This is a genomic window from Microbacterium sufflavum, from assembly GCF_023091155.1.
In the GTDB taxonomy this organism is placed as follows: domain Bacteria; phylum Actinomycetota; class Actinomycetes; order Actinomycetales; family Microbacteriaceae; genus Microbacterium; species Microbacterium sufflavum.
On sequence record NZ_JAHWXK010000001.1, the window covers coordinates 2,511,823 to 2,537,552 of the forward strand.

General features: G+C 71.3%; 27 protein-coding genes and 1 tRNA gene. 17 read left to right on the forward strand and 11 right to left on the reverse strand.

What is annotated here, in order from left to right; genetic code table 11:
• Positions 1-17 precede the first annotated feature (17 nt).
• The 5 genes from nhaA to KZC56_RS12110 form a co-directional block, all read right to left on the reverse strand.
• Complete coding sequence (gene nhaA, locus KZC56_RS12090; protein WP_247638641.1) at positions 18-1,301, reverse strand: Na+/H+ antiporter NhaA; 1,284 nt, start codon at positions 1,299-1,301, stop codon at positions 18-20.
• Between the two features lie 60 nt (positions 1,302-1,361).
• On the reverse strand, positions 1,362-1,535 hold the full coding sequence (locus tag KZC56_RS12095; protein WP_168387297.1) for a hypothetical protein: 174 nt from the start codon (positions 1,533-1,535) through the stop codon (positions 1,362-1,364).
• Between the two features lie 68 nt (positions 1,536-1,603).
• Positions 1,604-2,002 (reverse strand): VOC family protein, encoded by a 399-nt coding sequence (locus KZC56_RS12100; RefSeq protein ID WP_247638642.1) that lies wholly within the window; start codon positions 2,000-2,002, stop codon positions 1,604-1,606.
• A 120-nt stretch (positions 2,003-2,122) separates the two neighbouring features.
• A tRNA-Arg gene (locus KZC56_RS12105) sits at positions 2,123-2,195 on the reverse strand.
• A 16-nt stretch (positions 2,196-2,211) separates the two neighbouring features.
• Positions 2,212-3,018, reverse strand: a complete 807-nt coding sequence (locus KZC56_RS12110; protein ID WP_136029247.1) for an SGNH/GDSL hydrolase family protein — start codon at positions 3,016-3,018, stop codon at positions 2,212-2,214.
• Positions 3,019-3,111: 93 nt separating this feature from the next.
• Between KZC56_RS12110 and argS the strand changes: the two genes are divergently transcribed.
• Together argS and KZC56_RS12120 are read left to right on the forward strand one after the other, a co-directional pair.
• A complete protein-coding gene (gene argS / locus KZC56_RS12115) occupies positions 3,112-4,776 on the forward strand; it encodes an arginine--tRNA ligase (protein WP_136029249.1) in 1,665 nt (554 codons plus the stop codon).
• Between the two features lie 28 nt (positions 4,777-4,804).
• Positions 4,805-5,647 carry an LmeA family phospholipid-binding protein gene (locus tag KZC56_RS12120; protein ID WP_247638643.1) on the forward strand — a complete coding sequence of 281 codons (843 nt, stop codon included), beginning with the start codon at positions 4,805-4,807 and terminating at the stop codon, positions 5,645-5,647.
• Between the two features lie 4 nt (positions 5,648-5,651).
• Here the strand turns inward: KZC56_RS12120 and KZC56_RS12125 are convergent, their stop codons facing one another.
• The 4 genes from KZC56_RS12125 to KZC56_RS12140 are packed head-to-tail and all read right to left on the reverse strand — an operon-like array spanning position 5,652 to position 9,007.
• Positions 5,652-6,404: an alpha/beta fold hydrolase gene (locus tag KZC56_RS12125; protein WP_247638644.1), complete on the reverse strand. Its 753-nt coding sequence runs from the start codon at positions 6,402-6,404 to the stop codon at positions 5,652-5,654.
• Between the two features lies 1 nt (position 6,405).
• Positions 6,406-6,987 carry a TetR/AcrR family transcriptional regulator gene (locus KZC56_RS12130; protein WP_136029255.1) on the reverse strand — a complete coding sequence of 194 codons (582 nt, stop codon included), beginning with the start codon at positions 6,985-6,987 and terminating at the stop codon, positions 6,406-6,408.
• Positions 6,980-7,867 (reverse strand): alpha/beta fold hydrolase, encoded by an 888-nt coding sequence (locus KZC56_RS12135; RefSeq protein WP_247638645.1) that lies wholly within the window; start codon positions 7,865-7,867, stop codon positions 6,980-6,982. The genes KZC56_RS12130 and KZC56_RS12135 overlap by 8 nt, the downstream gene beginning before the upstream one ends.
• 57 nt (positions 7,868-7,924) lie before the next feature.
• Positions 7,925-9,007 (reverse strand): YihY/virulence factor BrkB family protein, encoded by a 1,083-nt coding sequence (locus KZC56_RS12140; RefSeq protein ID WP_247638646.1) that lies wholly within the window; start codon positions 9,005-9,007, stop codon positions 7,925-7,927.
• Between the two features lie 148 nt (positions 9,008-9,155).
• On the opposite strand from KZC56_RS12140, the gene lysA reads away from it, so the two are divergent.
• The 6 genes from lysA to KZC56_RS12170 all read left to right on the forward strand — a co-directional run bounded on the left by lysA (position 9,156) and on the right by KZC56_RS12170 (position 16,541).
• A complete protein-coding gene (gene lysA, locus KZC56_RS12145) occupies positions 9,156-10,574 on the forward strand; it encodes a diaminopimelate decarboxylase (RefSeq protein WP_247638647.1) in 1,419 nt (472 codons plus the stop codon).
• A gap of 22 nt (positions 10,575-10,596) precedes the next feature.
• The gene (locus tag KZC56_RS12150; protein ID WP_247638648.1) at positions 10,597-11,901 is read left to right on the forward strand and encodes a homoserine dehydrogenase; all 1,305 of its coding nucleotides are present in this window, start codon (positions 10,597-10,599) and stop codon (positions 11,899-11,901) included.
• Positions 11,898-12,866: a homoserine kinase gene (thrB, locus tag KZC56_RS12155; protein WP_247638649.1), complete on the forward strand. Its 969-nt coding sequence runs from the start codon at positions 11,898-11,900 to the stop codon at positions 12,864-12,866. Before KZC56_RS12150 ends, thrB begins: the two co-directional genes overlap by 4 nt.
• 142 nt (positions 12,867-13,008) lie before the next feature.
• Positions 13,009-14,988 (forward strand): transcription termination factor Rho, encoded by a 1,980-nt coding sequence (rho, locus tag KZC56_RS12160; protein ID WP_168442780.1) that lies wholly within the window; start codon positions 13,009-13,011, stop codon positions 14,986-14,988.
• A gap of 8 nt (positions 14,989-14,996) precedes the next feature.
• Entirely contained in the window at positions 14,997-16,076 is a 1,080-nt protein-coding gene (gene prfA / locus KZC56_RS12165; RefSeq protein WP_136029266.1) for a peptide chain release factor 1, read from the forward strand.
• Between the two features lie 33 nt (positions 16,077-16,109).
• Positions 16,110-16,541 carry a phage holin family protein gene (locus KZC56_RS12170; RefSeq protein ID WP_247638650.1) on the forward strand — a complete coding sequence of 144 codons (432 nt, stop codon included), beginning with the start codon at positions 16,110-16,112 and terminating at the stop codon, positions 16,539-16,541.
• Here the strand turns inward: KZC56_RS12170 and epsC are convergent.
• Together epsC and cysK are read right to left on the reverse strand one after the other, a co-directional pair.
• Positions 16,529-17,098 (reverse strand): serine O-acetyltransferase EpsC, encoded by a 570-nt coding sequence (gene epsC / locus KZC56_RS12175; RefSeq protein ID WP_136029271.1) that lies wholly within the window; start codon positions 17,096-17,098, stop codon positions 16,529-16,531. The two genes, KZC56_RS12170 and epsC, sit on opposite strands and share 13 nt — an antisense overlap.
• An 8-nt stretch (positions 17,099-17,106) precedes the next feature.
• Positions 17,107-18,045, reverse strand: a complete 939-nt coding sequence (gene cysK, locus KZC56_RS12180) for a cysteine synthase A (RefSeq protein WP_136029273.1) — start codon at positions 18,043-18,045, stop codon at positions 17,107-17,109.
• 100 nt (positions 18,046-18,145) lie between these two features.
• On the opposite strand from cysK, the gene prmC reads away from it, so the two are divergent.
• From prmC to atpA, 9 genes are all read left to right on the forward strand, one after another.
• On the forward strand, positions 18,146-19,006 hold the full coding sequence (prmC, locus tag KZC56_RS12185; protein WP_136035258.1) for a peptide chain release factor N(5)-glutamine methyltransferase: 861 nt from the start codon (positions 18,146-18,148) through the stop codon (positions 19,004-19,006).
• A gap of 52 nt (positions 19,007-19,058) precedes the next feature.
• Positions 19,059-19,763 (forward strand): L-threonylcarbamoyladenylate synthase, encoded by a 705-nt coding sequence (locus KZC56_RS12190; RefSeq protein ID WP_136029277.1) that lies wholly within the window; start codon positions 19,059-19,061, stop codon positions 19,761-19,763.
• On the forward strand, positions 19,760-20,932 hold the full coding sequence (locus KZC56_RS12195) for an MraY family glycosyltransferase (RefSeq protein WP_136029279.1): 1,173 nt from the start codon (positions 19,760-19,762) through the stop codon (positions 20,930-20,932). Before KZC56_RS12190 ends, KZC56_RS12195 begins: the two co-directional genes overlap by 4 nt.
• Positions 20,929-21,447, forward strand: coding sequence for a Cg1360 family ATP-synthase-associated protein (locus KZC56_RS12200; protein WP_136029281.1), 519 nt, complete (start codon positions 20,929-20,931; stop codon positions 21,445-21,447). The genes KZC56_RS12195 and KZC56_RS12200 overlap by 4 nt, the downstream gene beginning before the upstream one ends.
• A 122-nt stretch (positions 21,448-21,569) precedes the next feature.
• The gene (gene atpB / locus KZC56_RS12205; RefSeq protein WP_504919223.1) at positions 21,570-22,379 is read left to right on the forward strand and encodes a F0F1 ATP synthase subunit A; all 810 of its coding nucleotides are present in this window, start codon (positions 21,570-21,572) and stop codon (positions 22,377-22,379) included.
• 43 nt (positions 22,380-22,422) lie between these two features.
• Entirely contained in the window at positions 22,423-22,659 is a 237-nt protein-coding gene (gene atpE, locus KZC56_RS12210; RefSeq protein ID WP_025103147.1) for an ATP synthase F0 subunit C, read from the forward strand.
• A gap of 27 nt (positions 22,660-22,686) precedes the next feature.
• Positions 22,687-23,244, forward strand: a complete 558-nt coding sequence (locus tag KZC56_RS12215; protein ID WP_247638651.1) for a F0F1 ATP synthase subunit B — start codon at positions 22,687-22,689, stop codon at positions 23,242-23,244.
• Positions 23,244-24,035 carry a F0F1 ATP synthase subunit delta gene (locus tag KZC56_RS12220; protein WP_247638652.1) on the forward strand — a complete coding sequence of 264 codons (792 nt, stop codon included), beginning with the start codon at positions 23,244-23,246 and terminating at the stop codon, positions 24,033-24,035. Before KZC56_RS12215 ends, KZC56_RS12220 begins: the two co-directional genes overlap by 1 nt.
• A 47-nt stretch (positions 24,036-24,082) precedes the next feature.
• Positions 24,083-25,723 (forward strand): F0F1 ATP synthase subunit alpha, encoded by a 1,641-nt coding sequence (gene atpA, locus KZC56_RS12225; protein WP_247638653.1) that lies wholly within the window; start codon positions 24,083-24,085, stop codon positions 25,721-25,723.
• The last annotated feature ends 7 nt before the right edge of the window (positions 25,724-25,730 follow it).

Below are 25,730 nucleotides of genomic sequence, written 5' to 3' on the forward strand. Positions count from 1 at the left end.
CGCTCGCCGCGAGGCCGTCATGCCTCCGCCAGGTCCCGCGCAGCGCTCCGGGCTCGCCGACCGCGCAGCGCCAGGACCACACCGCCGAGCACCGCCGCGACGAGGGACCCGACCAGCACCCCGATCTTCACGTGATCGTCGGCGACGCTGCTGCTGCCGTAAGCCAGCTCGCCGACCAGGAGAGACACGGTGAAGCCGATCCCGGCGAGCAGCGACATGCCGGCCAGGTCGGGCCAGCGCAGCGTCTCGTCGAGACGCAGCGCCCGAACGCGGCTGAGGAGGAAGGTCGTCAGCAGGATGCCCACCGGCTTGCCGACGACGAGTCCCACGACGATGCCGACCGTGATCGGGTCGGTCAGCGCGGAGACGAGGCCGTCCATTCCACCGACGTCGACTCCCGCGGCGAAGAACGCGAACACCGGCACGGCGAACAGCGTGGCCACGACACCCCAGCGGTCGGCGAAGTGCGCCGCCAGCCCGTCGTACACCGGGGCGCCGTCCGCATCGGTACCGGTCTGCACGCGCGTGCGTGCGGTGGCTCGCACGGGCACGAGGAACCCGAGCAGCACACCGGCGACCGTGGCGTGCACCCCCGACGCGTGCACGCACACCCACACGGCCACCGCGAGGGGGAGCAGCAGCCACCAGGAGCGCACGCCGTTCTGCACCGCGAGCGCGAACCCGGCGAGCGGCAGCAGCGCGAGGATGAGCCACGGCGCCTGGATCGTCTCGGTGTAGAACGTCGCGATGATCGTGATGGCGATGAGGTCGTCGATGATGGCGAGGGTCAGCAGGAACACGCGCAGCGCCGGGGGGAGGAACCGGCCGACGACGGCGAGCACGGCCACCGCGAACGCGATGTCGGTCGCGGTGGGGATCGCCCAGCCGCGCAGCACCTCGGGGCCGGCCGCGGCGTTGACCGCAAGGAACAGCAGCGCGGGCACGACCACCCCGCCGACGGCTGCCGCGATGGGAAGCGCGGCGCGGCGCGGGTCACGGAGTCGCCCGGCGACGAACTCCTCCTTGAGTTCCAGCCCGACGACGAAGAAGAACACGGCGAGCAGCCCGTCGGCGGCCCACGCGCCGACGCTCAGCTCCAGGTGGAGCTCGGGGATGCCGAAGCGCACGTCGCGCACGGCCTCGTACCAGGGCGCGGCGGGGGAGTTGGCGAGGATCAGGGCCGCGACGGTCGCCGCGAGCAGCAGCGCACCACCGAGCACCTCGCTGCGGGCTGTGGAGCGGATACCGCGCCACAGCTCATGCGGCGCGAGACGGAAACGGGCAGGGGACGACGAAGACACAGGGGTACCTCACGGGAGAGATGGGCGGTCGATGCGAACAGGCCGCGCCATCCGGCGCGGCTAGCCGCGTGGCGGCGGGCAGCCCGCGATCTCACCGTGCGAGAGGGTGCCCCACACGCTCGTCCACCCGTTCGTCCCCGGGTGCAGCACGACGCGCATCCACTCCGTCATCGGCGTCGCCGACGACAGGCGCTGCGGGGCGCGCGTCGAACCGGCGGAGACGAGGGAGGGCACCCGTCCAGGCTACCGTCTGTCATCCGTACTGCCCCGAGGCGTCTCGCCGGAGGTGTCGCCGGAAGGCCTCAGCTGTCGGATTCGATGGCGAGCGTGTTCCCGTCCGGGTCCTCGACCCAGGCGATCCGCCCACCGCCCGCCCGAGGGCCGATGCCGTCCGCGTTCTGGCCGAAACCGTCGTAGCGGACGAACTCGGCTCCCGCAGCCGTCAGCTCCGCCACGACCGCATCGAGGTCGTCGACGTACCACGTGGCGACTGTCGAGCGCGTCGAGCCCGCGGTCGGCGTCTCGAACACGTTGAGCATGGTCCCGTCGCCGCAGGCGTAGAACCGAGCGCCCTCCGCGATGCCGGCGCTCGGTCCGCTCCGCTCGGCGGCGAGGCCCAGCACCCTTTCATAGAAGGCGGCCGCTCGTCCGATATCGGTGACGCCGATGGAAGCCCTCACCGGGTAGTCCGCTAGTCCCATGTCAGACATCGTGCTCTCGAACCGCCGACACGGCAATCGCCGACGTCCGCGCGACGCAGGTCGGCGAGCTCTCGCCGACCAACGACGAAGGCCGCTCCGAAGAGCGGCCTTCTGCTGATGTGCCCCCGACAGGAGTCGAACCTGCGACCTACGGTACCGGAAACCGGCGCTCTATCCACTGAGCTACGGAGGCGTACCGATCGACCTTATCACTCGTCCGGGGTGGTCTCCGACCCGCCCGCTTCGGTGACCGGGGCGGCCCGCAGCTCGTCGAGCGCGGCGGCCAGCTTCTCGGCGAGGTAGCGGTGGCCCGCGGTCGACGGATGCTTGCGTCCGACCTCCACGTCGATCACGGAGAGGTAGTTCTGCTCGGTGATCCAGTGCTGCTGCACGGGGGAGATGTACCACCAGCCGCGGGCGGCCGCGAGCTCGGACAGGTCGTGGTCGATGCGGGCGGTCTGCGTGCCGACGGGGAGCTCGTGCGGGGCGGGGCCGAGCACGACGATCGCGGCCTCCGGGTACAGCGCGGTGAGCGCGTCCCAGGCGGCGGTCACGGCGTCGCGGTAGCCCACCTCGCCCTGGGCGCGGTCGTTGATGGAGCCCTGCACGATCACCAGGTCGGGGTCGATCGCGGGGTCGAGGGCGGCGATCCGCTCCCCGAACGTGGGGCCGTCGAGCCCCGGCTTGAGGTAGCCGCTGCCGCGCACGCCGTTGACGACCGTGTGCCCGTGGATCAGGTCGGCGAGCACGTACGCGTACCCGAGCGTGGGATCCGTGGCCGCCGAGCCGTAGGTCCACGAGTCGCCGAAGACCAGCACGGTGGGGTCGTCGGGGAGCGTGAGGGGAGCCGGAGCGATGGCCGCGGTGGCGGTGTCGTCACCGGCGGCGACGGGCGCGGCGGAGGGAGCGGGAGTCCATGGCCGCCACACACCCAGAACGCCCGCCGTGACGGCGAGCACCAGTGCGGTGGCGACCCCGGCGGCACGCAGTCGGCGGCGGGTGGCGGGGGCCTTCATGGCATGAGAGTAGATCACGGTCGGCCGAACGCAAATTCGGCGCGACGCACGGGGGCGGAGATCACCCGTCCGCGCCCGTAAACTGGGGAGTCTATGAACCCCGAAACGCTCGCCTCCGCCATCCTCGCCGTCCTCGCACCGATCGCCGAGGCTCGACGTCCCGGCGAGCCGCTCGGGGTCACCGCCGCCGACGTGGTGCTGGAGCGTCCGCGCAACCGCGACCACGGCGACTGGGCCTCCAACATCGCGATGCGCCTGGCGAAGCCGCTCGGCACCAACCCGCGCGAGCTGGCGCAGGAGATCGCCGACGGACTCGTCCGCGTCGACGGGGTCGCGAGCGCCGAGGTCGCCGGTCCCGGGTTCCTCAACATCCGTCTCGACGCAGCCGCGGCCGGCGCGCTCGCGAAGGTCATCGTCGATGCCGGTCCCGCGTACGGCACCAACTCCTCGCAGGAGGGCGTGAGCGTCAACGTCGAGTTCGTCTCGGCCAACCCCACGGGTCCGCTGCACATCGCGCACACGCGCTGGGCCGCGCTGGGCGACGCGATCGTGCGCCTGCTGCTGGCGAGCGGCGCCCATGCGGTGCGCGAGTACTACATCAACGACGCCGGCGTGCAGATGGACCGCTTCGCGGGCTCGGTGCTCGCCGCCGCGAAGGGCGAGCCGACCCCCGAGGGCGGCTACCCCGGCGAGTACATCACCACGCTCGCCGGCCGCGTGCTCGAGGCCCGCCCCGACCTGCTCGACCTCCCCGAGGCCGAGCAGCTCGACGTCGCCCGCGAGCTCGCGTACGAGTACCAGCTCGCCGAGATCACGCACTCGCTCGACCGCTTCAACGTGCCGTTCGACGTGTGGTTCTCCGAGCGCACGCTGCACGCGAAGGACGCGTCGGGCCTGAGCCTGATCGACCGTGCCGTCGACCGCCTCCGCGAGCAGGGGCACGTGTTCGACCAGGACGGCGCGGTGTGGGTGCGCACGACCGACTTCGGCGACGACAAGGACCGCGTGATCCGCCGCTCGAACGGCGAGTACACGTACTTCGCCGCCGATGCCGCGTACTACCTCGACAAGGGCGACCGCGGCTTCCGCGACAAGATCTACCTGCTCGGCGCCGACCACCACGGCTACGTGCACCGCCTCAAGGCGGTTGCCGGTGCCGCGGGGGAGGACCCGGAGAAGAACGTCGAGGTGCTGATCGGCCAGATGGTGTCGATCAACGGCGCCCGCCTGAGCAAGCGCGCGGGCAACATCATCGAGATGGACGACCTGCTCGACTGGCTCGGCACCGACGCGCTGCGCTACTCGCTGGAGCGCTCGCCCGCCGACTCGCCGCTCGACCTCGACCCCGAGCTGCTGCAGAAGCGCACCAACGACAACCCGGTGTTCTACGTGCAGTACGCCCACGCGCGCACGCACAACGTGGCCCGCAACGCCGCCGACTCCGGTGTCGACCGCTCCGAGTTCGCGCCGGAGACGCTGACGCACGAGAGCGAGGCCGCCCTGCTGGGCGCGCTGCAGGAGTTCCCGCGCATCGTGGCGTTCGCCGCTCAGGTGCGCGAACCCCATCGCGTGGCCCGCTACCTGGAGGAGCTCGCGGGCCTGTACCACCGCTGGTACGACAACTGCCGCGTGATCCCGCTCAGCGACGACCCGGTCGAGAGCGTGCACCGCACCCGCCTGTGGCTGAACGACGCCGCCGGTCAGGTGTTCCGCAACGGCCTCGGCCTGCTGGGCGTCTCGGCTCCCGAGCGCATGTGACCGGCCGCCCGTGCGGCAGGATGACACCATGAGCGACGACAACCACACGCTGCCGTACCCCGAGCCGTCGCGGGAGCACCCGACGCTGGTGATCCCCGACGCGGCGGCGCCGCAGCCGGAGAAGGCCAGGCGACGGCCGCGGTGGCCGTGGGTCGTGCTGATCGTGGTCGTGGTGCTCGCGGTGCTCGTCGTGGCGGCGGAGCTCATCGCCCGCGCCGTGCTTCCCGGCGTGGTGCGGTCGATCGTGATCGAGCAGCTCGACCTCCCGGCGGATCAGCAGCTCGACGTGGAGACCACGGGCCTGCTCCTGCCGCAGCTCATCGGCGGACGCCTCGAGACGTTGCACCTGTCCACCGACGCGGTGACCCTGGAGGGCATCACCGGCGCGGCCGACGTGACCGCGACCGGCGTGCCCCTGCGCGGCGGCGACCTCGGCGGCGCCGACGGCACGATCCGCATCGACCAGGAGCAGTTCACGGCGCTGCTGGCCACGACCGACCTCCCGGTGGATTCCGTCGAGCTGGACGAGCCGAATGCCACGCTGGGCGGCTCCTTCGACGTGCTGGGCACCGCGGTGCCGGTGTCGATCACGCTCACCCCGGGCGCGGTCGACGGCGATCTGGAGCTGACCCCCGTGGCGGCGAGCGTCGGCGGGATCGACATCGACCTGTCCCGCGTCGGCTCGTCCCTGGGCGGACTGGGCGAGGGCCTCACGGAGCCGCGTCGCGTCTGCATCGCGGATCAGCTGCCGGCCGGGCTCACCCTCACCGGGCTGCAGATCTCCGGTGATGCCGCCGTGATCGACGTGGATGTCGACGGCGCGATCGTCACCGACGAGGCGCTGCAGGAGAAGGGCACCTGCCCGCGCTGACCGGCTACCCGGTCTCGGCGCGCGGTCCGTCCATCCGGGCCCGCAGGAGCTCGGCGAGCCACTGGGGCCGCTGCAGCGGGATGCCGTGGCCACAGCCGTCGACCGTGACCAACGTGCTGCCGGGGAGCGCGCGGTGCAGTGCCGCGGCGGAACGGTGCATGAGCTTCTTCTCGTTCTGTCCGACGAGGACGAGCGCCGAGCCGGGGAACTGCGACCACGCGGGCGGCGGAGCGAAGCGCAGGTTCTCCGCCACCGCGGTCACCAGGGTCTCGCGCGAGATGCCGGCCGAGGTGCGCAGGTAGGCGGGGAGCAGGTCGTCCGGCACGAACAGCTCCCGCGCCTGCAGCCGGGCGAAGTGCTCGTTCTTCGCCAGCCCGGCGGTCGCCCGCAGGAGCGCGAGGGTCGGGCCGATCGCGCGCGCCGGTTCCGCCTGGGCGCTGATGACCACCGCGTCGGAGACCAGGTCGGGGCGCTGCGCCGCGAGCAGCACGGTCAACTGCGCGCCGAGCGAGAACCCGACCACGGTCGCGGGGGCGGACTCGTGCTCCAGGAGCCGGGTGAGCGCGTCGACGGTCGCGGCGTGCGACACGTACGGCTCGGTCGCACTCGCGCCGTGGCCGGGCAGGTCGGGCACGATCACCCGCTGCTGCTCGCCGAGCCGGGCGCGCACCGGGTCCCACATCCACCCGGCGACCCCGCCACCGTGCAGCAGGAGAAGGGGTCGTGGGCCGGCGGGGCCGGAAGTCTCGTGGTGCACGTCACTGCCTCTCGAACGTGGCTGCCATGCGGCCGATGGTGTCGATCGTGCTCTCCAGTCGATCGCGATTGAGGGGGCCGAGCAGCCGCGCGGCCGACAGCAGGCCGAGCGTGGCGCTCGACAGGGCGAGGGCGAGCGACTCCGGCGCCACGTCGGCGACGACGAGCCCGCGTCGCTGCAGGTCGTGCACCCACGCGATCACGCGCTCGTGTCGTTCCCGGTACCGTCCGTCCTGCTCCTCCGCGACGTGCGCCCCGAGCACGCCGGTGTCGTCGAGGAACGCCGCGGTCATCAGCTCGTCGTCGAGCAGCGCGCGGGCGGTCGCACGATATGCGGCGGCGAGCGAGGGGTGCGCGCCGAGCTCCTGCTCCACGCGCGCGGCGATGCGGGCGTTGCCGCGCTGGAGCAGGGCGTCGCGCACGTCGCGCTTCGACGTGAACTCCCGGTACACGGCGCCCTTCGCGATCCCCGCGTCCTCCGCGACGGCGGCGATGCTCATGGCGTCGAAGCCGCGGGCGAGCACGAGCCGCTCGGCCGCGTCGAGGATGCGGTCGCGGCGGTGGGGGATGAGCGGTCTAGGCATCCGCCCGCCCGTCGAGGTGTTCGAGCAGCGCCGCGGTGACGACGTCGGGACGATCGCGCTGCACCCAGTGGCCGGCGCCGGGGACCACGACCAGACGGGCGTCGGGCAGCAGGCGCGCAGCGGTGCGGATGCGGTCGAGGGGCACACCGGAGTCGCGGTCGCCGTGCACCAGCAGCGTCGGCGTGTGCACGGACGGCAGCCGGTCGGTGTACACCGTGCGCAGTCGGTTCCACCGCACCTGGTCGCGCTGCCACTCGCCGAACGTCGCGAGCCCGGTGCCCGTGGCGGCCTCGGAGAGCACGGCTTCGACGAGCTCGGGCGTGCGCGCCTCCGGGCTGCGCACCAGGTCGGCGAGACCCTTCTCCATCGCGGTGGCGTTGCGCGCGTACGAGCGCGTCATCGCGGAGAGCAGGCCGGAGCGCAGCAGCAGGAAGGTGGAGAAGTGGGTGAGGGCGCCGAGCGGACCGTCGGCCAGCCGCGGCATCAGCCCGTAGCAGCCGAGCAGGGCGGCCGCGCGTGCCTGCCCGGGGCGGTCGAGGAGGTGCCCGACGGTCAGACCACCGCCGAGGGAGAGCCCGGCGACGGCGTAGTCGCTCAGGCGCAGCGCGTCGACGAGCTCGCCCACGTAGTGCACCAGCCGCTCCTGCGTGAGCCTCCACTCCGGACGGGGACTGTGCCCGAAGCCGGGGTGGTCCGGCGCGAGGACCCGGTGCCCGGCGGCGGCGAGCTGCGGGCCGATGCCGCCCCAGGAGAGCTCGGCGCTGTCGGCTCCGCCGCCGTGCAGCAGCAGGAGGGGCGAGCCGGATTCGTGCGTCGGGGTCCATTCGCACAGTGAGACCTCGGCGCCGGGGAGGCTGATGCGCGTCCGCGTGGGAGTCATGCGTGTCCTCTCGTTGTGACCAAACTAGCAGTTCTGGTCACAACGAGGGTCGCGCGGTCAGCGGTCCTCGTGTGCGGCGCCGGTCCCGGCCTCCTCTGCGGCGGCGCGCTGGGCCTCGCGCAGCTCCGCGGTCGCCACCTGCACGTCCACCTCGGCGCGCTGCAGCCGGCGTTGCACGAACGTCCGAGCGCCGAACCGCTCGTGCAGCCGGTCCTTGCGCTCCTCCTCGGCGGTGACGATGTACGCGCAGGCCACGAGGATCACCTGCGTCGACAGGTTGAGCCAGATCAGCAGGGCCAGCAGCGAGGCGAACGACGCCAGCAGCGGGTTGCTCGTGGCACCGCCGACGAACAGGCCGGACAGCTCCTGCAGCACGATGAGACCGAATGCCCCGAGCAGCGCCCCCGCCCACAGCGACCGCGCCGCGGGGCGCACCCCGGACAGCAGGAGGAACGCGCCGACGATGAGCGCGGCGTCGAGCGCGAACACCACCACGAGCGACAGCAGCCGCACCGTCACGGCGACCGCGGGGGAGTCCGACGGCAGACCGAGGAGGTCAGCGACCCACGTGGCGCCGAGCTGCCCGATGAACGTCAGCGCGGCCGCGAGCACGAATGCCACGCCGATGCCGAGTCCGAGGAGCAGGTTGCGCACGATCACCCAGATCCACAGGATGTCGGACTGCACGGTCCCGGCGATCACGCGGATGGCGGTGCGCAGCGAACCGATGGCCCCGAGCGCCGCGCCGATCAGCGCGACCAGGGAGACCAGCCCGGCGACGGAGAGCGATGCCGGGGCGCGGAGGTCCTTCGCATCGATCACGCCGTCGTCGCCGATCAGTCCGGGCACGGCGGCCTGCACCGCGTCGATGATCGCGCGCCACGCGTCGGGGTTGCCCGCGAGCCACAGCGCCGCGATCGAGAACCCGAGCAGCACGCCAGCGAACACGCTGAACAGTGCACGGTAGGTGACGCTGTCGGCCAGCATCGGGCCGCGGCGCTCGGAGTACAGCAGGGCCGCGCGGACGGGGCGACGCGCGAGGGCCCAGGCGATGACGGGTCCTGTGATGCGCGCGACGAGTCCGGGCCGCGACGGCCCGTCGGATCGGGTGTGAGCGTCTGTTGCGTCGGTGTCTGCCACGCCCCCACCCTAGGAGAGCCGCGACGGGGGTCCCCAGGGGCTTGACGCGGGCTGTCACCGTGCGCAGGCGGATCGGGGCGTTGCCCTAGAATCGGGGGCAACTCGATGTGCGCCCTCCGCCCGAGACCCGACCCACGATTGGTGCTCCGTGCTTGCTCCTGCCGACTCGCTCGCCCCGGAATGGCTCCTCGTCCCCGATGACCCGAACGATCTCGCGAGCGGTGTGTGGCCGGCGTCGGCCCGCCGTGACGACGACGGAGCCCTCGTGCTCGCCGGCGTGCGCGCCACCGAGCTCGCCCGCACCTACGGCACCCCGGTCCTGGTGCTCGACGAGGACGAGGTCCGCACCAGGGCGCGCGCCTTCCGGGTGGCGTTCGACCGGGCCGCGGCGGAGCACGGCACCACGGCGCAGGTGTACTACGCGGGCAAGGCGTTCCTGAGCACGACCGTCGCCCGGTGGGTCGTCGACGAGGGGCTCCGCGTCGACGTGTGCACGGGCGGCGAGCTCGCGGTGGCCCTGGCCGCCGGGGTCGCGCCCGCGTCGCTCGGCTTCCACGGCAACAACAAGTCGGTCGCCGAGCTGGAGCGCGCGGTGCAGGTGGGCGTCGGCACGATCGTGGTCGACAGCGCGATCGAGATCGAGCGGCTGGCCGCGATCACGGCCCGCACCGATGCGGTGCAGCGGGTCATGGTGCGCGTCATCAGCGGCGTGCACGCCGAGACCCACGACTTCCTCGCGACCGCCCACGAAGACCAGAAGTTCGGCTTCCCCCTCGCCGAGGCGGAGACCGCCGTCGCCCGCATCCGCGAGATCCCCGGGCTGGAGTTCGCCGGTCTGCACTGTCACATCGGTTCGCAGATCTTCGGCGTCGCCGGGTTCCGCGAGTCGGCGTCGCGCGTGCTCGAGCTGCATGCGGCGCTCCTGGAGCACGGACCGGTGCCGCAGCTCAACCTCGGCGGCGGCTTCGGCATCGCGTACACCCGGGTCGACGACCCCACGCCGATCGACGAGCTCGCTGCCGCCATCGTGGCCGCGGTCGCCGAGGGCTGCGCGGCCAGGGGCATCCCCGTGCCCGCGCTGTCGTTCGAGCCGGGCAGGGCCATCATCGGCACGGCCGGAGTGACCCTCTACGAGGTCGGCACCACGAAGGACGTGACGATCGCCTCCGGGGCGACCCGCCGCTACGTCAGCGTGGACGGCGGGATGAGCGACAACGCCCGCACCGCCCTGTACGGCGCCAGCTACTCGGCGCGGCTGGCATCGCGCACGGGGGAGGGCGAGCCGCAGCTGAGCCGCGTCGTCGGCAAGCACTGCGAGTCGGGCGACATCGTGGTCGACCACGAGTACCTTCCCGCCGACCTCGCACCGGGCGACCTGCTGGCCGTTCCCGCGACGGGCGCCTACTGCGCCTCGCTGTCGAGCAACTACAACCACGTCCCGCGACCGCCGATCGTGGCGGTGCGCGACGGCCGTTCGCGGGTGATCGTCCGCGGCGAGACCGTCGACGACCTGCTGGCCCGCGATGCGGGCATCGACGGGGCCGACGCCCCCGAGGGAGACCGATGACCCACCCCCTGAAGGAGCACGCATGACTGACTACCGACGACTTCGCGTGGCGCTGCTGGGCGCCGGAGCGGTCGGCTCCCAGGTGGCGGCGCTGCTGCTGCGTCACGGCGACGAGCTCGCCGATCGCGCGGGAGCCGCCCTCGAGCTCGCGGGCATCGCGGTGCGCGATGTGGACGCCCCGCGCGACGTGGAGCTGCCGAAGGAGCTGTTCACGACCGACGCCGAGTCGCTCATCCTCGGCGCCGACATCGTGATCGAGCTGATCGGCGGGATCGAGCCGGCGCGCTCCAACATCCTGCAGGCGATCGGCTCCGGTGCCGACGTCGTCACCGCGAACAAGGCGCTGCTGGCGACGCACGGGCCCGAGCTGTTCGAGGCGGCCGACCGCGTGGGCGCCTCGGTGTACTACGAGGCCGCCGCGGCCGGTGCCATCCCGATCATCCGGCCGCTGCGCGACTCGCTCGCGGGCGACCGCGTGGTGCGGATCATGGGCATCGTGAACGGCACCACGAACTACATCCTCGACCGGATGGACACCGAGGGGGCCGACTTCGCCGACGTGCTCGCCGATGCGCAGCGCCTGGGATACGCCGAAGCCGACCCCACCGCCGACGTCGAGGGCTACGACGCGGCACAGAAGGCCGCCATCCTCGCGAGCCTCGCCTTCCACACCGCCGTCCCGCTCGACGCGGTGCACCGCGAGGGCATCACCTCGATCACGCCGTCGATGATCGAGGAGGCGCGCGCGGCGGGCTTCGTGATCAAGCTGCTCGCGGTGTGCGAGCGCATCGAGGCGAACGGTGCCGAGTCGATCTCGGTGCGCGTGTATCCGGCGCTGGTCCCCGCGACCCACCCGCTGGCCTCCGTGCACGGCGCGAACAACGCCGTGTTCGTCGAGGCGGAGGCCGCCGGCTCGCTCATGTTCTACGGCGCGGGCGCCGGCGGCGTGCAGACGGCCTCTGCCGTGCTGGGCGACGTGGTCTCGGCCGCGCGGCGCCACATCGCGGGCGGCGTCGGGGTGGGGGAGTCGACCAGGGCGAACCTCCCCATCGTGCCGATCGGTCACGTCACCACCCGCTACCAGATCACGCTCGAGGTCTCCGATGCGCCGGGCGTGCTCGCGACGGTCGCGGGCATCCTCAGCGACGGCGGCGTCTCGGTCGCGACGGTCGTGCAGACCGTCGAGGGTGAGGACGAGCCGACCGCCCGCCTCATCATCGGCACGCACCGCGCGACGGAGCAGGCACTGAGCGACACGGTCGCGGTCCTCGCGGGCAGCGACGTCGTCGCCCGCGTCGTGTCCGTGCTGCGGGTGGAAGGCGAGTGAGCACCGTGGCCGCCCTGGCGCCGGAGGAGCAGCGCTCGATCCTCGGCCGCACGGTCGAGGTCACGGTGCCAGCGACCAGTGCCAACCTGGGCCCCGGCTTCGACACGCTCGGCCTGGCGCTCAGCGTGTACGACCACCTCGAGGTCACCGCCCTGCCGGCCGGACAGCTGGAGATCGAGGTCACGGGGTCGGGCGCGGACGACATCCCGCGCGATGCGTCGAACCTGATCGTCCGCACGGTCGCCTACGTGTTCCAGGACGTCGGGCGCCCGGTCCCCGGGCTGCGCATCGTCGCGGAGAACGGCGTGCCGCACGGCCGCGGACTCGGGTCGTCGGGTGCCGCTGTCGCCGCGGGCGTCCTGGCCGCGAAGGGTCTGCTGGCGGGCGACGTGGATCTGTCCGACACCGACCTGCTGCGTCTGGCGACCGAGATCGAGGGTCACCCCGACAACGTCGCCCCCGCGCTGTTCGGCGGGCTCACGATCGCGTGGATGGGCGAGCGCGGACCGCAGCACAAGAAGCTGCTCGTGCACCGGGGCGTCTCGCCGCTCGTGCTCGTCCCCGCCTACACGATGTCGACGTCGCAGGCGCGGTCGCTGCAGCCGCCGCACGTGTCGACGGCCGATGCGGTGTTCAACCTGTCGCGCTCCGCCCTGCTGGTCGCGGCGCTCATGCAGAGCCCTGAGCTGCTGCTCGATGCGACGGCCGACCGGCTGCACCAGGACTACCGCGCCGAGGCGATGCCCGAGACGCAGCGGCTCGTGCAGGCGCTGCGCGCGGCCGGGTTCGCCGCGGTCGTGTCGGGTGCGGGCCCCAGCGTGCTCGTGCTCGCCGACGGCCCGGGCAGCCGTCAGGACGCGGTGGAACTCGCCGATCGTGTGACCGACACCCCGTGGGAGGCGCTGCTGCTCGCCGTCGACGTTCGTGGTGGTACAGTGGGGGATCGAGCGGAGGGCTCCACGTAACGTCGTGAATCTGGCCCCATTGCAACTCTTGCAAGACCCGCACGCAAACCCTTGAGGCACAAGTGCCGAGGCTGGCTGACGCCGAGCGTCAGCCCGTGCGATCGTGCGCAGCACCCGTTGTGCGCGTTCACGCTCATATCCCATGACCTATAAGGGAGTACTCGTGGAGAACCTCTCCGAGACCCAGAACGATCAGGCTGCTCCGGTGGCCGACGCCGTCCAGACCGCGGAGTCCGCGCCGGTGCGCAAGCGCGCTCCGCGCCGGGCGACCACGGCGACCGCCGCCGCGAAGGCCGAGAAGTCGGCCGAGGAGTCGGCCGCGGCACCCGCCGAGGCCGAGTCCGGCGAGGCAGCGCCCAAGGCGAAGGCCCCGCGCCGCTCGCGGGCGAAGAAGACCGATGCCGATGCCCCGGCCGCCGAGGCGACGGAGGCTCCCGCGGCGAGCGAGGCTCCGGCTGCCGCCGAGGCGCCCGCCGAGGCGCCCAAGACGGGTCGCGGTCGTCGCACCAAGAAGACCGAGGCCGAGGCGCCCGCCGCCGAGCAGGGTGAGGGCGCCGCCGCACCGGCATCCGCCGACGCCCCGAGCGGCGCCGCGGAGACCGCTCCGCAGGCTGACGACGCCAAGGGCGACGACGCTCGCGCCGAGCGCCCCAAGAACAACGGTCGCGGCAACCGCCGTGCCGAGGCGGCCGAGGGTGGCGACGACGCCGGCCAGGATGCGCCGTCGAAGGACTCCTCCTCCGATGCCGACGGCGGCGAGGAGCAGGGCGGCCGTGGGCGCAGCCGGAGCCGCAACCGCAACCGTGGCCGCGGTCAGGGCGGCGGCGGCCAGGAGCAGCAGCCCGCCGCGTCGGACGACGACCAGGCGAACGGCAACGGCCGCAACCGCCAGCGCAACAAGCGCCGCGGGGGCACGCCGGTCGACGAGTTCGAGACCGAGATCGGCGAGGACGACGTCCTGATCCCGATCGCGGGCATCCTCGACGTGCTCGACAACTACGCGTTCGTGCGCACCACCGGCTACCTCGCCGGCCCGAGCGACGTCTACGTCTCGCTCGGCCAGGTCAAGAAGTACAACCTGCGCAAGGGTGACGCCGTCGTCGGCTCCATCAAGCAACCGCGCGAGGGCGAGCAGCAGGGGCGCCAGAAGTACAACGCGCTCGTGAAGGTCGACTCGATCAACGGCCTCTCGGTCGACGACGCCGCGACCCGCGTGGAGTTCGGCAAGCTCACGCCGCTCTACCCGCAGGAGCGCCTGCGCCTGGAGACCGCGCCCGAGAAGCTGACGCAGCGCATCATCGACCTCGTCGCGCCGATCGGCAAGGGCCAGCGCGGCCTGATCGTCGCGCCGCCCAAGGCCGGCAAGACGATCGTCCTGCAGCAGATCGCCAACGCGATCGCGCAGAACAACCCCGAGGTGCACCTGATGGTCGTGCTCGTTGACGAGCGCCCCGAAGAGGTCACCGACATGGAGCGCACCGTGAAGGGCGAGGTCATCGCCTCGACCTTCGACCGCCCCGCGGAAGACCACACCACGGTCGCCGAGCTCGCGATCGAGCGCGCCAAGCGCCTGGTCGAGCTGGGCCGCGACGTGGTCGTGCTGCTCGACTCCATCACGCGCCTCGGCCGTGCCTACAACCTGGCCGCCCCCGCGTCGGGTCGCGTGCTCACGGGTGGGGTCGACGCGTCGGCGCTGTACCCGCCGAAGCGCTTCTTCGGCGCGGCGCGCAACATCGAGAACGGCGGATCCCTCACGATCCTCGCCACCGCTCTCGTCGAGACCGGCTCCAAGATGGACGAGGTCATCTTCGAGGAGTTCAAGGGCACCGGCAACAGCGAGCTGCGGCTGTCGCGTGCTCTCGCCGACAAGCGCATCTTCCCGGCGGTCGACGTGAACGCGTCGAGCACCCGCCGCGAGGAGATGCTGCTGTCGGCCGACGAGGTCAAGATCACCTGGAAGCTGCGTCGCGCCCTCGCCGGCCTCGACCAGCAGCAGGCTCTCGAGGTCGTGCTCGGCAAGCTCAAGGAGACCCACTCCAACGTGGAGTTCCTGGTCCAGATGCAGAAGTCGATCCCGACGCTGCCCTCGGGCGCGCACGGGCACGACAACAACATCCGCTGAGACGCGACGTGTTCGAGTCCGTCCAGACTCTGATCGACGAGCATCGCCGGGTGCAGGAGGAGCTCTCCGACCCGGCGGTGCACGCCGACGCCGCCCGCGCCAAGCGCGTCAACCGCCGCTACGCCGAGCTGTCGCGCATCGTCGCGGCGCACGAGGCGTGGACGGCGGCGGTCGACGACCTGGAGGCGGCGAGGGAGCTGGCGCGCGAGGACGAGGCGTTCGCCGCCGAGGTCCCCGCGCTGGAGGAGGGCGTGCAGGCCGCGCAGGAACGCCTGCGCCGACTGCTCATCCCGCGCGACCCCGACGACGCCCGCGACGTGATCATGGAGATCAAGGCGGGGGAGGGCGGTGCCGAGTCGGCGCTGTTCGCCGCCGACCTGCTGCGCATGTACATCCAGTACGCCGCGTCGAAGGGCTGGAAGACCGAGCTGCTGGAGCGCAACGAGTCCGACCTCGGCGGCTACAAGGATGTGCAGGTCGCGATCAAGGGCTCCTCGTCCGATCCGGCCCAGGGCGTGTGGGCGCACCTCAAGTACGAGGGCGGCGTGCACCGCGTGCAGCGGGTACCGGCGACGGAGTCCCAGGGCCGCATCCACACCTCCACCACCGGGGTGCTGGTCTTCCCGGAGGTCGATGAGCCGGAGGAGATCCACATCGACCAGAACGACCTGAAGATCGACGTGTTCCGCTCTTCGGGCCCCGGGGGGCAGTCCGTCAACACGACCGACTCGGCGGTGCGCATCACCCACGTGCCGACCGGCATCGTCGTGTCGATGCAGAACGAGAAGTCGCAGCTGCAGAACCGCGAGGCCGCGATGCGGGTGCTCCGCGCGCGGCTGCTGGCGAAGCAGCAGGAGGAGCTCGACGCGGCGGCCTCGGATGCGCGCAAGTCGCAGATCCGCGGCATGGACCGCTCCGAGCGGATCCGCACGTACAACTTCCCGGAGAACCGGATCGCCGACCACCGCACCGGCTTCAAGGCATACAACCTCGACCAGGTGATGGACGGCGCGCTCGATCCGATCATCGAGAGCGCGATCGCGGCCGATGAGGAGGCGCGGCTCGCCGCGGTGGGATCCGATTCCTGAGTGCGGCCTCTCGGTGCCGCTATGCTCGGCCCCGTGATCACCCTCCTGTTCCGCGCTCTCCTGTATCTGGTGTCGGCGGGCCTCGGTCTGCTCGCGGCCGACGTGCTGCTCGACGGTTTCCAGATCCAGTGGAGCCAGTGGTGGGGCTTCGTGGTGTGCATCCTCGTGTTCGCGGTGCTGCAGACGGTGCTGTCACCGTGGGTCAGCAGGCTCGCGGATCGCTACGCGCCGGTGCTGATGGGCGGCATCGGGATCGTGTCGACCTTCATCGCGCTCGTGGTCGTCGTGCTGCTCCCGATCGGCGGTCTGCGCATCACCGATCTGACCGGGTGGCTGCTGGGGTCGGTGATCGTGTGGCTGGTCACGGCCGTCGGCAGCGTGCTGCTCCCGTGGCTGTTCCTGCGGCGCCGACTCGAGGCGCGCGGCGCGAGGCGTGCGCCCCGTGCCGGGCGTCAGATGGAGTAGTCGGGGGCGGTCAGCAGGGCCCTGGTGTCCTCGCCCGCGGTGCGCTGACGCGGCTTCGCCGGCACACCCACCAGCACGCTATCCGCGGGGGCGTCCTTCGTGACGACCGCGTTCGCCCCGATGACGCAGCGGTCGCCGACCGTCACCGGGCCGAGGATCTTCGCGCCGGCTCCGACCGCGACGCCGTCGCCGAGCGTCGGGTGCCGCTTGCCGACGTCGCGGGTGCGTCCGCCCAGGGTGACCCCGTGGTACATCAGCACGTCGTCGCCGATCTCCGCGGTCTCGCCGATCACGATGCCCATGCCGTGGTCGATGAAGAAGCGCCTGCCGATGCGCGCGCCGGGGTGGATCTCCACGCCGGTGAGCCAGCGCGACAGCTGCGACCCCGCGCGGGCGAGCAGTCGCAGCCGTCGACGCCACAGCGCGTGCGAGACCCGGTGCGCCCAGATGGCGTGCAGGCCGGGGTAGAGCAGGGCCACTTCGAGCGACGTGCGCGCGGCGGGGTCGCGGAGGCGTGCGGCGGCGATGTCCTCGCGCATTCGCGCGATCAGTCCCATCGGCGGTCTCAGTCTTCGCGCAGGTCCTCGAACAGCGCGGTGGAGAGGTAGCGCTCACCGGTGTCGGGGATGATCACGACGATCGTCTTGCCGGCGTTCTCTGGTCGCGCGGCGACCGTCAGCGCGGCCGCGACCGCGGCACCGGACGACATGCCGACCAGCAGGCCCTCCTTCGCCGCGAGCTCGCGCGCGACCCGCAGCGACTCGTCGAACTCCGCCGTGATGATCTCGTCGAGCACGTCGCGGTCGAGCACGTCGGGGACGAAGTTCGGGCCGATGCCCTGGATCTTGTGGGGGCCGGGGTGCCCCTCGGTCAGCACGGGGGAGTCCTTGGGCTCGACGGCGATGACCTGCACGCCGGGCTTCGCGGCCTTGAGCGCCTGCCCGGTGCCGGTCACCGTGCCTCCCGTGCCGACGCCGGCGATGAAGATGTCGACCGCGCCGTCGGTGTCGCGGAGGATCTCCTGCGCCGTCGTCTCGCGGTGGATCTGCGGGTTGGCGGGGTTCTCGAACTGGCGGATCCAGATCGCGCCGGGGGTCTCGTCGACGATGCGCTTGACCTCTTCGATCGCCCCCTTCATGCCCTTCGTGGGGTCGGTGAGCACGATCTCGGCGCCGAACGCCTTGAGCAGCACCCGGCGCTCCTTCGACATCGACGCGGGCATCGTGAGGATCACGCGGTAGCCGCGGGCCGCGCCGACCATGGCGAGGGCGATGCCGGTGTTGCCGCTGGTGGACTCGACGATCGTGCCGCCCGGCTTCAGCTCTCCCGACGCCTCGGCCGCGTTGATCATGGCGATGCCGATGCGGTCCTTGACGCTGGAGGCCGGGTTGTAGAACTCGAGCTTCGCGAGCACGGTGGCCCCGAGTCCCTCGGTCACCCGATTCAGGCGCACGAGCGGGGTGTTGCCGAAAGCGGTGGTGATGTCGGAGTGGATACCGGGCATGGGTGAGGCCTTCCTTCACGGGTCGCTGCGGCTCCCAGACTACGGGAGCGGCCTGTGGGGGAGGGCAATGTGACGGGTGCGGGCGCTCTACGCTGGAGGCATGCCCGACTCCTCGCTCGCTGCCGTCGTGCGCGCCGCCGCGCAGAGCCTCGCCGATGCCGGTGTCCCCGACCCGCTCGTGGACGCGGAGCTCCTGGCCGCGCACGTGCTCGACCGGCGGCGGGGCGAGGTGCAGGCGGCGATCGTGCGGGGCGACCGCATCGACGAGGAGCAGCAGGCCGCGCTGACCCGCCTGGTGTCCCGTCGCGCCGGGCGGGAGCCGCTGCAGCACCTCACGGGTGTCGCGCCGTTCCGGCACCTGGAGCTGTCGGTGGGCCCCGGGGTGTTCATCCCGCGGCCGGAGACCGAGACCGTCGCCCAGTTCGCGATCGACGCCCTGCTGAACTCGGGCGAGGCCGCCCCGGTCGGCGTCGACCTGGGCACGGGCAGCGGCGCGATCGCCCTGGCGATGGCGACCGAGGTGCCGCACGCGCGGATCTTCGCCGCGGAGCTGTCCGAGGAGGCCCACGCCTGGGCGGCACGCAACGTCGCCGGCACCGGCAACCTCACGCTCGTGCTGTCCGACCTGGCCGAGGCGTTCCCCGAGCTCGACGGCACCGCCAGCGTGGTCATCTCGAATCCGCCGTACGTCCCCGATGCCGCGGTGCCGCGCGACCCCGAGGTGCGCCTGTTCGATCCGGCGCTCGCGCTGTACGGCGGCGCGGACGGGCTCGACGTCGTGCGGGTGCTGAGCGACCGGGCGCTGCGTCTGCTCCGCCCGGGGGGCGTGCTGGTGATCGAGCACGGGGAGCTGCAGGGCGCGGAGATCCGCGAGCTGCTCACGGCGGACGGCTGGCGCGCCGCGGCCACGCACCGCGATCTGACGTTGCGCGACCGTGCGACCACCGCGATCCGGCCCTGATCAGGGGTCTCCGAGCATCTCCGACGTCCGTCCCGCATAGAATCGAACCGTCATGTCCCCCATCTTCGACTGCCGCGACGAGGCGCAGCTGCTCGCCGGAATGCGCAACGCGCGCCAGGCGATCGGCCGCGGCGACCTCATCGTCATCCCCACCGACACCGTGTACGGCGTCGCCGCCGACGCGTTCTCGCCGACGGCGGTGCAGCGTCTGCTCGACGCGAAGGGTCGAGGGCGCGATCAGCCGCCGCCCGTGCTGATCGGCAGCAAGGAGACCCTGACGGCCCTGGCCGAGTCGGTTCCGGAGCCGGTGCAGCGCCTCGTCGACGCGTTCTGGCCCGGCGGGCTGACCATCGTGCTCCCCGCGCAGCCGTCGCTGGTGTGGGACCTGGGGGAGACCCAGGGGACCGTCGCCGTGCGCATGCCGGAGGGCCGGGTGGTCCTGGAGCTGCTGGCCGAGACCGGGCCGCTCGCCGTGTCCAGTGCGAACCTCACGGGACGGGACGCGGCGATCTCCGCGCTCGACGCCGAGAAGATGCTCGGCGACAGCGTGGCGGTGTACCTCGCCGACGGCATGAGCGCGAACGGCATCGCCTCGACCATCGTCGACGCGACCTCGCTCGTGCGTCGCGGCGCCGACGACGGCGAGGGGGTCGTGCGGATCCTGCGGCACGGCGTCGTCACGCGCGAGCAGCTGCACGAGGTCCTGGGCGAGCTGCTCGAGCCGGAGCAGCAGCAGGAGCAGGACGGGGATTCGTGAAGCAGTACCTCTTCACGATCATCGTCACCGCCGCCATCACCTTCGTGCTGACGTGGGCGGTGTGGCGGCTGAGCCTCCGCTTCAAGCTGTACCCGGGCATCCGCGAGCGCGACGTGCACACCACGCCCACCCCGCGGCTGGGCGGCGTGGCCATCTTCCTCGGCATCGTCGCGGCGTTCGCGGTGTCGGCCGCCAACCCGTTCTTCCAGAGCATCTGGACGCCTCCGCAGACCATGTGGGCGATCCTCGCGGCCTCGCTGCTGATCGCGGTGATCGGCGTCGTCGACGACCTGTGGGACCTCGACTGGATGATCAAGCTCGGTGCGCAGTTCCTGGCCGCAGGCATCATCACCGTGGGCGGGGGACTGCAGATCCTGTCGCTGCCCTTCGGCGACCTGATCGTCGTGTCGAGCTGGCTGAGCATCACCATCACGATGTTCGCGATCGTGATCGTGATGAACGCGGTCAACTTCATCGACGGGCTGGACGGCCTGGTCGCGGGCGTGTGCCTGATCTCGAACGGCGTGTTCTTCGCGTACTCCTACATCTTCACGCGCGACTCCGGCGCCTCCAGCTACTTCAACCTCTCCACGTTCCTCGCGGCGGTGCTGATCGGGGCGTGCCTGGGCTTCCTCCCGCTGAACTGGAGCCCGGCGAAGCTCTTCATGGGCGACTCCGGTGCGCTGGTGCTCGGCCTGCTCATGGCGACGTCCGCGATCGCGATCACCGGGCAGATGGATCCGTCGGCGCTGGAGCCGGATCGCCTCGGCCGGTCGCAGCTCGTCGGCGCGTTCCTGCCGATCCTGCTGCCGCTGCTGGTCGTGCTGCTGCCGCTGCTCGACTTCGGGCTCGCGGTGCTGCGGCGGATGAGCGCGGGTCGGTCGCCGTTCTCGCCCGACCGCAAGCACCTGCACCACCGGATGCTCGACCTCGGCCACCGCGACCGCGACGCCGTCCTCATCTTCTACGCGTGGACGGCTGTGATCTCCCTCGCCGTCCTCCTCATGTACGTCGGTGCGCGAGAGGACTGGCCCGGCCAGTACCTTCCCGGTGTCGGCTTCGGCGTGGTCGGCATCGCCGCCTGCCTCGTCATCACCCTGAGTCCCACCCGCCGCCGCAAGGCGCCGGCGGCCGCTGAACCCGACCCGACCCCCGTGGAGCCCCGATGAGCCCGAGTCCCGTTTCCAGCACGCCGATCCTGCGTCGCACCCTCGTCTGGTCGGCGGTGGCGACCGTCGTGCTGGCGCTGCTCGCCGGCGGCATCGGCTTCGCCGTCGCCCAGGGGGAGGGGCTGGTCAGCGGCCTTCTCGGCGTGCTGCTGGCGGCGCTGTTCCTCGCGATCACGGGTATCAGCATCCTGATCGCGAACCGGTGGTACGGCGACCCGCTGTACGTGCAGCTGTTCTTCGCGATCGTCCTGGGCGGCTGGCTGCTCAAGCTCGGCGTGTTCGTGCTGGTGATGATCCTGCTGTCGGGGCAGCCGTGGCTCGACCCGATGGTGTTCTTCCTCTCGATCGTCGCGGGGGTGGTGATGTCGCTGGTGATCGATGTGGTGGTGCTCACCCAGATGCGCCTGCCGAACGTGAGCGACACCACGCTGCCGACCGAGGTGCCGGAGGACCGCGCGCCCGGCGCCGCGAACGGCGGCTCCACCGGCCCGGCGGACGACGCTCCGCGGTCTTAGGGCACCCTTGGATTCTGATAGTGTTGGGGAGTGCCCGCCGCTCGCCCGCGAGCGCTTGCGCTTGAAGCACACCGACCATCGTCGCCCCGGTTCTGACCGGTGCCCCGAAGCTGGAGCCCGCGCTGTTTAATCTTGCTGCGACCCTGACCCCCCGACTCGCGTCTTCCGATGGCGAGTTCCACGGCCCTTCGATCGACGAGTTCTTCCCGCCGATCCTCTTCCAGGTCGGGCCTCTGCCGGTGACCCGCATCCAGTTGATCCAGCTCCTCTCGGTGATCGCCGTGGTCCTGATCCTCTGGCTGGGCACGCGCCGTATGAAGGTCGTGCCTGGGCGGTTCCAGAGCCTGGTCGAGATGGGCCTCGGCTTCGTCCGCGGCGGCATCGCGCACGACCTGCTCGGCCGCAAGGACGGCGACCGGTTCCTGCCGATCCTCACCACGATCTTCTTCATGGTGCTGTTCATGAACGTCACGGGCATCATCCCGGGGTTGAACATGCCGGGCACCGCGATCATCGCTGTCCCGCTCACCCTCGCCGTGGTCAGCTACGTCACCTTCATCTACGCCGGCATCAAGAAGAGCCCGAAGAACTTCTTCAAGAACGCGCTCTTCCCGTCGGGTGTCCCGTGGCCGGTCTACTTCATCGTCACGCCGATCGAGCTCATCTCGACGTTCATCATCCGCCCGGTGACCCTCACCCTGCGACTGCTGATGAACCTGGTCGTCGGCCACATGATCCTGGTGCTGTGCTTCGCGGCCACCCAGTTCTTCTTCTTCACCGCGGGTGGCGGCTGGGCCGTCCTCGGTATCGGAACCCTCGCCTTCGGCGGCGCCTTCACTCTCTTCGAGATCCTGGTGGCCGTCCTGCAGGCCTACGTCTTCACCGTCCTCACCGCGGTCTACATCCAGCTCGCGGTCGCAGAAGAGCACTGAGCGGGCGGGCAACAGCCCTCCCACCCAACGAAAGGAAAAACCCGTGGACGCAACTACGGTTCTCGCTGAAATCAACGGCCACCTCGCGGCGGTCGGCTACGGCCTCGCAGCCATCGGTCCGGCCATCGGTGTGGGCATCGTCGTCGGTAAGACCATCGAGGGCGTCGCCCGTCAGCCCGAGCTGGCCGGTCGCCTGCAGGTCCTCATGTGGATCGGTATCGCCTTCACCGAGGCGCTTGCGTTCGTCGGCATCGCCGTCGGATTCATCCCCTTCCCGTAATCCCCACCGACTTCTGAAGGAGACAGGATGCTGAACGCTCTTGTCACGAACCTCGCGGCAGCGGAGGGGGAGTCCCCCAATCCGCTGCTCCCCGCGGGGTACGACATCATCTGGTCGGGCCTCTGGTTCCTCATCATCCTCGTCGTCGTGTGGAAGGTCGCCCTTCCCCGTCTGACGAAGATGCTCGACGAGCGGTCCGCCGCCATCGAGGGCAACATCGCCAAGGCCGATGAGGCGCAGAAGCAGGCGGAGGCCGCCCTCGAGGAGTACACCCGCCAGCTCGCCGAGGCGCGCACCGAGGCCGGGGAGATCCGCGAGGCCGCCCGTGAGGACGGCAAGAAGATCATCGCCGAGGCGAAGGAGACCGCAGCCAGCGAGGCTGCGCGTCTGACCGCCACCGCGCACTCGCAGATCGAGGCGGAGCGCCAGACGGCTCTCGTTTCCCTGCGCAGCGAGGTCGGCTCGCTCGCACTCGACCTCGCCGGTGGCGTGGTCGGCGAGACGCTGTCCGACGACGCTCGCGCGGCCGCCGTGGTCGACCGCTTCCTCGCCGATCTCGAAGCATCCGAGAAGGCGGCTCAGTAATGGGCAGCGCGACCGCTCAGGCACTCGCGGCATCCACTCAGGCGCTTGCCGCAGCGAAGGACGTCACCCTCGACACCGCGCGGGAGCTGTTCGTCGCCGCGCGCACCGTGGGCGATTCGTCTCAGCTGAGCGGCGCGCTGGCCGACCCGTCGGCGTCCGTGGAGTCGCGGCAGAACGTCGTCTCCGCGGTGTTCGGCGGGCTCTCGGCCGCGTCTCAGAGCGTTCTGAGCGCAGCCGTGGCGCAACGCTGGTCGAACGCCGACGAGCTCGTCGACGGCATCGAGGAGCTCGCGATCCGGTCCGCCGCGATCGCCGAGCCCGGTGTCGACATCGAGGGTGAGCTCTTCGCCTTCGCCCGGCTCGTCGCCGCGAACCCGGAGCTCGAACTCGCTCTGGGCAGCCGCCTCGGGGGAGAGGACGCGAAGGGGGAGCTCGTCGAGCGCCTCCTCGCCGGATCCTCCGCCGGTGCGGCCACCACGCTGATCGTCTCGTCCCTCGTGCGTCGTCCGCGCGAGCGGCGTGTCCGCCAGCTCCTGAGCAGGGCCATCCGCTTCGTGTCCGCCCAGCGCGGTCTCGTCGTGGCCACGGTGTACACCGCGACCCCGCTCAGCGATGCGCAGCGCACCCGTCTGAGCGACGCCCTCTCGCGTCGCTACGACGGCGAGGTCTCGCTCAACGTCGTCATCGATCCCGCCGTCGTCGGGGGTCTGCGCGTGCAGATCGCCGATGACGTCATCGACGGCAGCATCTCCGCACGACTCGCCGACCTTCGCCAGAAGCTCGCGGGCTAACACGACTTCGCGCGGGGAACCGCGCACCCAGATACAAAGGGAAGACAATGGCAGAACTATCGATCAGCCCCGACGTCATCCGTGACGCGCTGAAGGACTTCGCCGCCGCATACGAGCCCACCGGCGCCGCTGCGACCGAGGTCGGCACCGTCATCGACGCCGCCGACGGCATCGCGCACGTCGAGGGTCTGCCCGGCGTGATGGCGAACGAGCTCGTCACGTTCGCGGACGGCACCAAGGGCCTGGCCCTGAACCTCGACGAGCACGAGATCGGCGTGGTCGTCCTCGGCGACTTCACCGGCATCGAGGCCGGCCAGGAGGTCACCCGCACGGGTGAGGTCCTCTCGGTCCCGGTCGGCGACGGCTACCTCGGCCGCGTGGTCGACCCGCTCGGCAACCCGATCGACGGTCTCGGCGCGATCGCGACGGAGGGCGTCCGCGAGCTCGAGCTCCAGGCCCCCGGCGTCATGCAGCGCAAGTCGGTGCACGAGCCGATGCAGACGGGCATCAAGGCGATCGACGCCATGATCCCGGTCGGCCGTGGTCAGCGTCAGCTCATCATCGGCGACCGCCAGACCGGCAAGACGGCGATCGCGCTCGACACGATCATCAACCAGAAGGCCAACTGGGAGTCCGGCGACGTCACCAAGCAGGTGCGCTGCATCTACGTCGCGATCGGCCAGAAGGGCTCGACGATCGCCTCGGTGAAGGGCGCGCTCGAGGAGGCCGGCGCCCTGGAGTACACCACGATCGTGGCCGCTCCCGCGTCCGACCCCGCCGGCTTCAAGTACCTGGCTCCGTACACCGGCTCGGCCATCGGCCAGCACTGGATGTACGGCGGCAAGCACGTCCTGATCATCTTCGACGACCTGTCGAAGCAGGCCGAGGCCTACCGCGCCGTGTCGCTGCTGCTCCGCCGTCCGCCGGGCCGCGAGGCGTACCCCGGCGACGTGTTCTACCTGCACTCGCGCCTGCTCGAGCGGTGCGCGAAGCTGTCCGACGAGCTGGGCGCCGGTTCGATGACGGGTCTTCCGATCATCGAGACGAAGGCCAACGACGTCTCGGCGTACATCCCGACCAACGTGATCTCGATCACCGACGGCCAGATCTTCCTCCAGTCCGACCTCTTCAACGCCAACCAGCGTCCGGCGGTCGACGTGGGTATCTCGGTCTCGCGAGTCGGTGGTGACGCCCAGGTCAAGTCGATCAAGAAGGTCTCCGGAACGCTGAAGCTGGAGCTGTCGCAGTACCGCTCCCTCGAGGCGTTCGCGATGTTCGCGTCCGACCTCGACCAGGCGTCGCGTCGTCAGCTCGAGCGCGGTGCCCGTCTGACCGAGCTGCTCAAGCAGCCGCAGTACTCGCCGTACCCCGTGGAGGAGCAGGTCGTCTCGATCTGGGCCGGCACGAACGGCAAGCTCGACAAGATCGAGGTCGAAGACGTGCTGCGCTTCGAGCGCGAGCTGCTCGACTACCTGCGCCGCAACACCAAGGTGCTCGACACGCTGCGCGAGACGAACGTGCTGGACGACGACACGGTCGCCGAGCTCGACAAGCAGACCGACAACTTCCTCCTGGAGTTCCAGGGCGGCAAGGGCCACGCCATCGGCGCCCCCGGCCACGAGGAGCACGCTGCGGCCGAGGCCGACGACGTCAACCAGGAGAAGATCGTCAAGGGTCGTCGCGCGTAATCGCGTG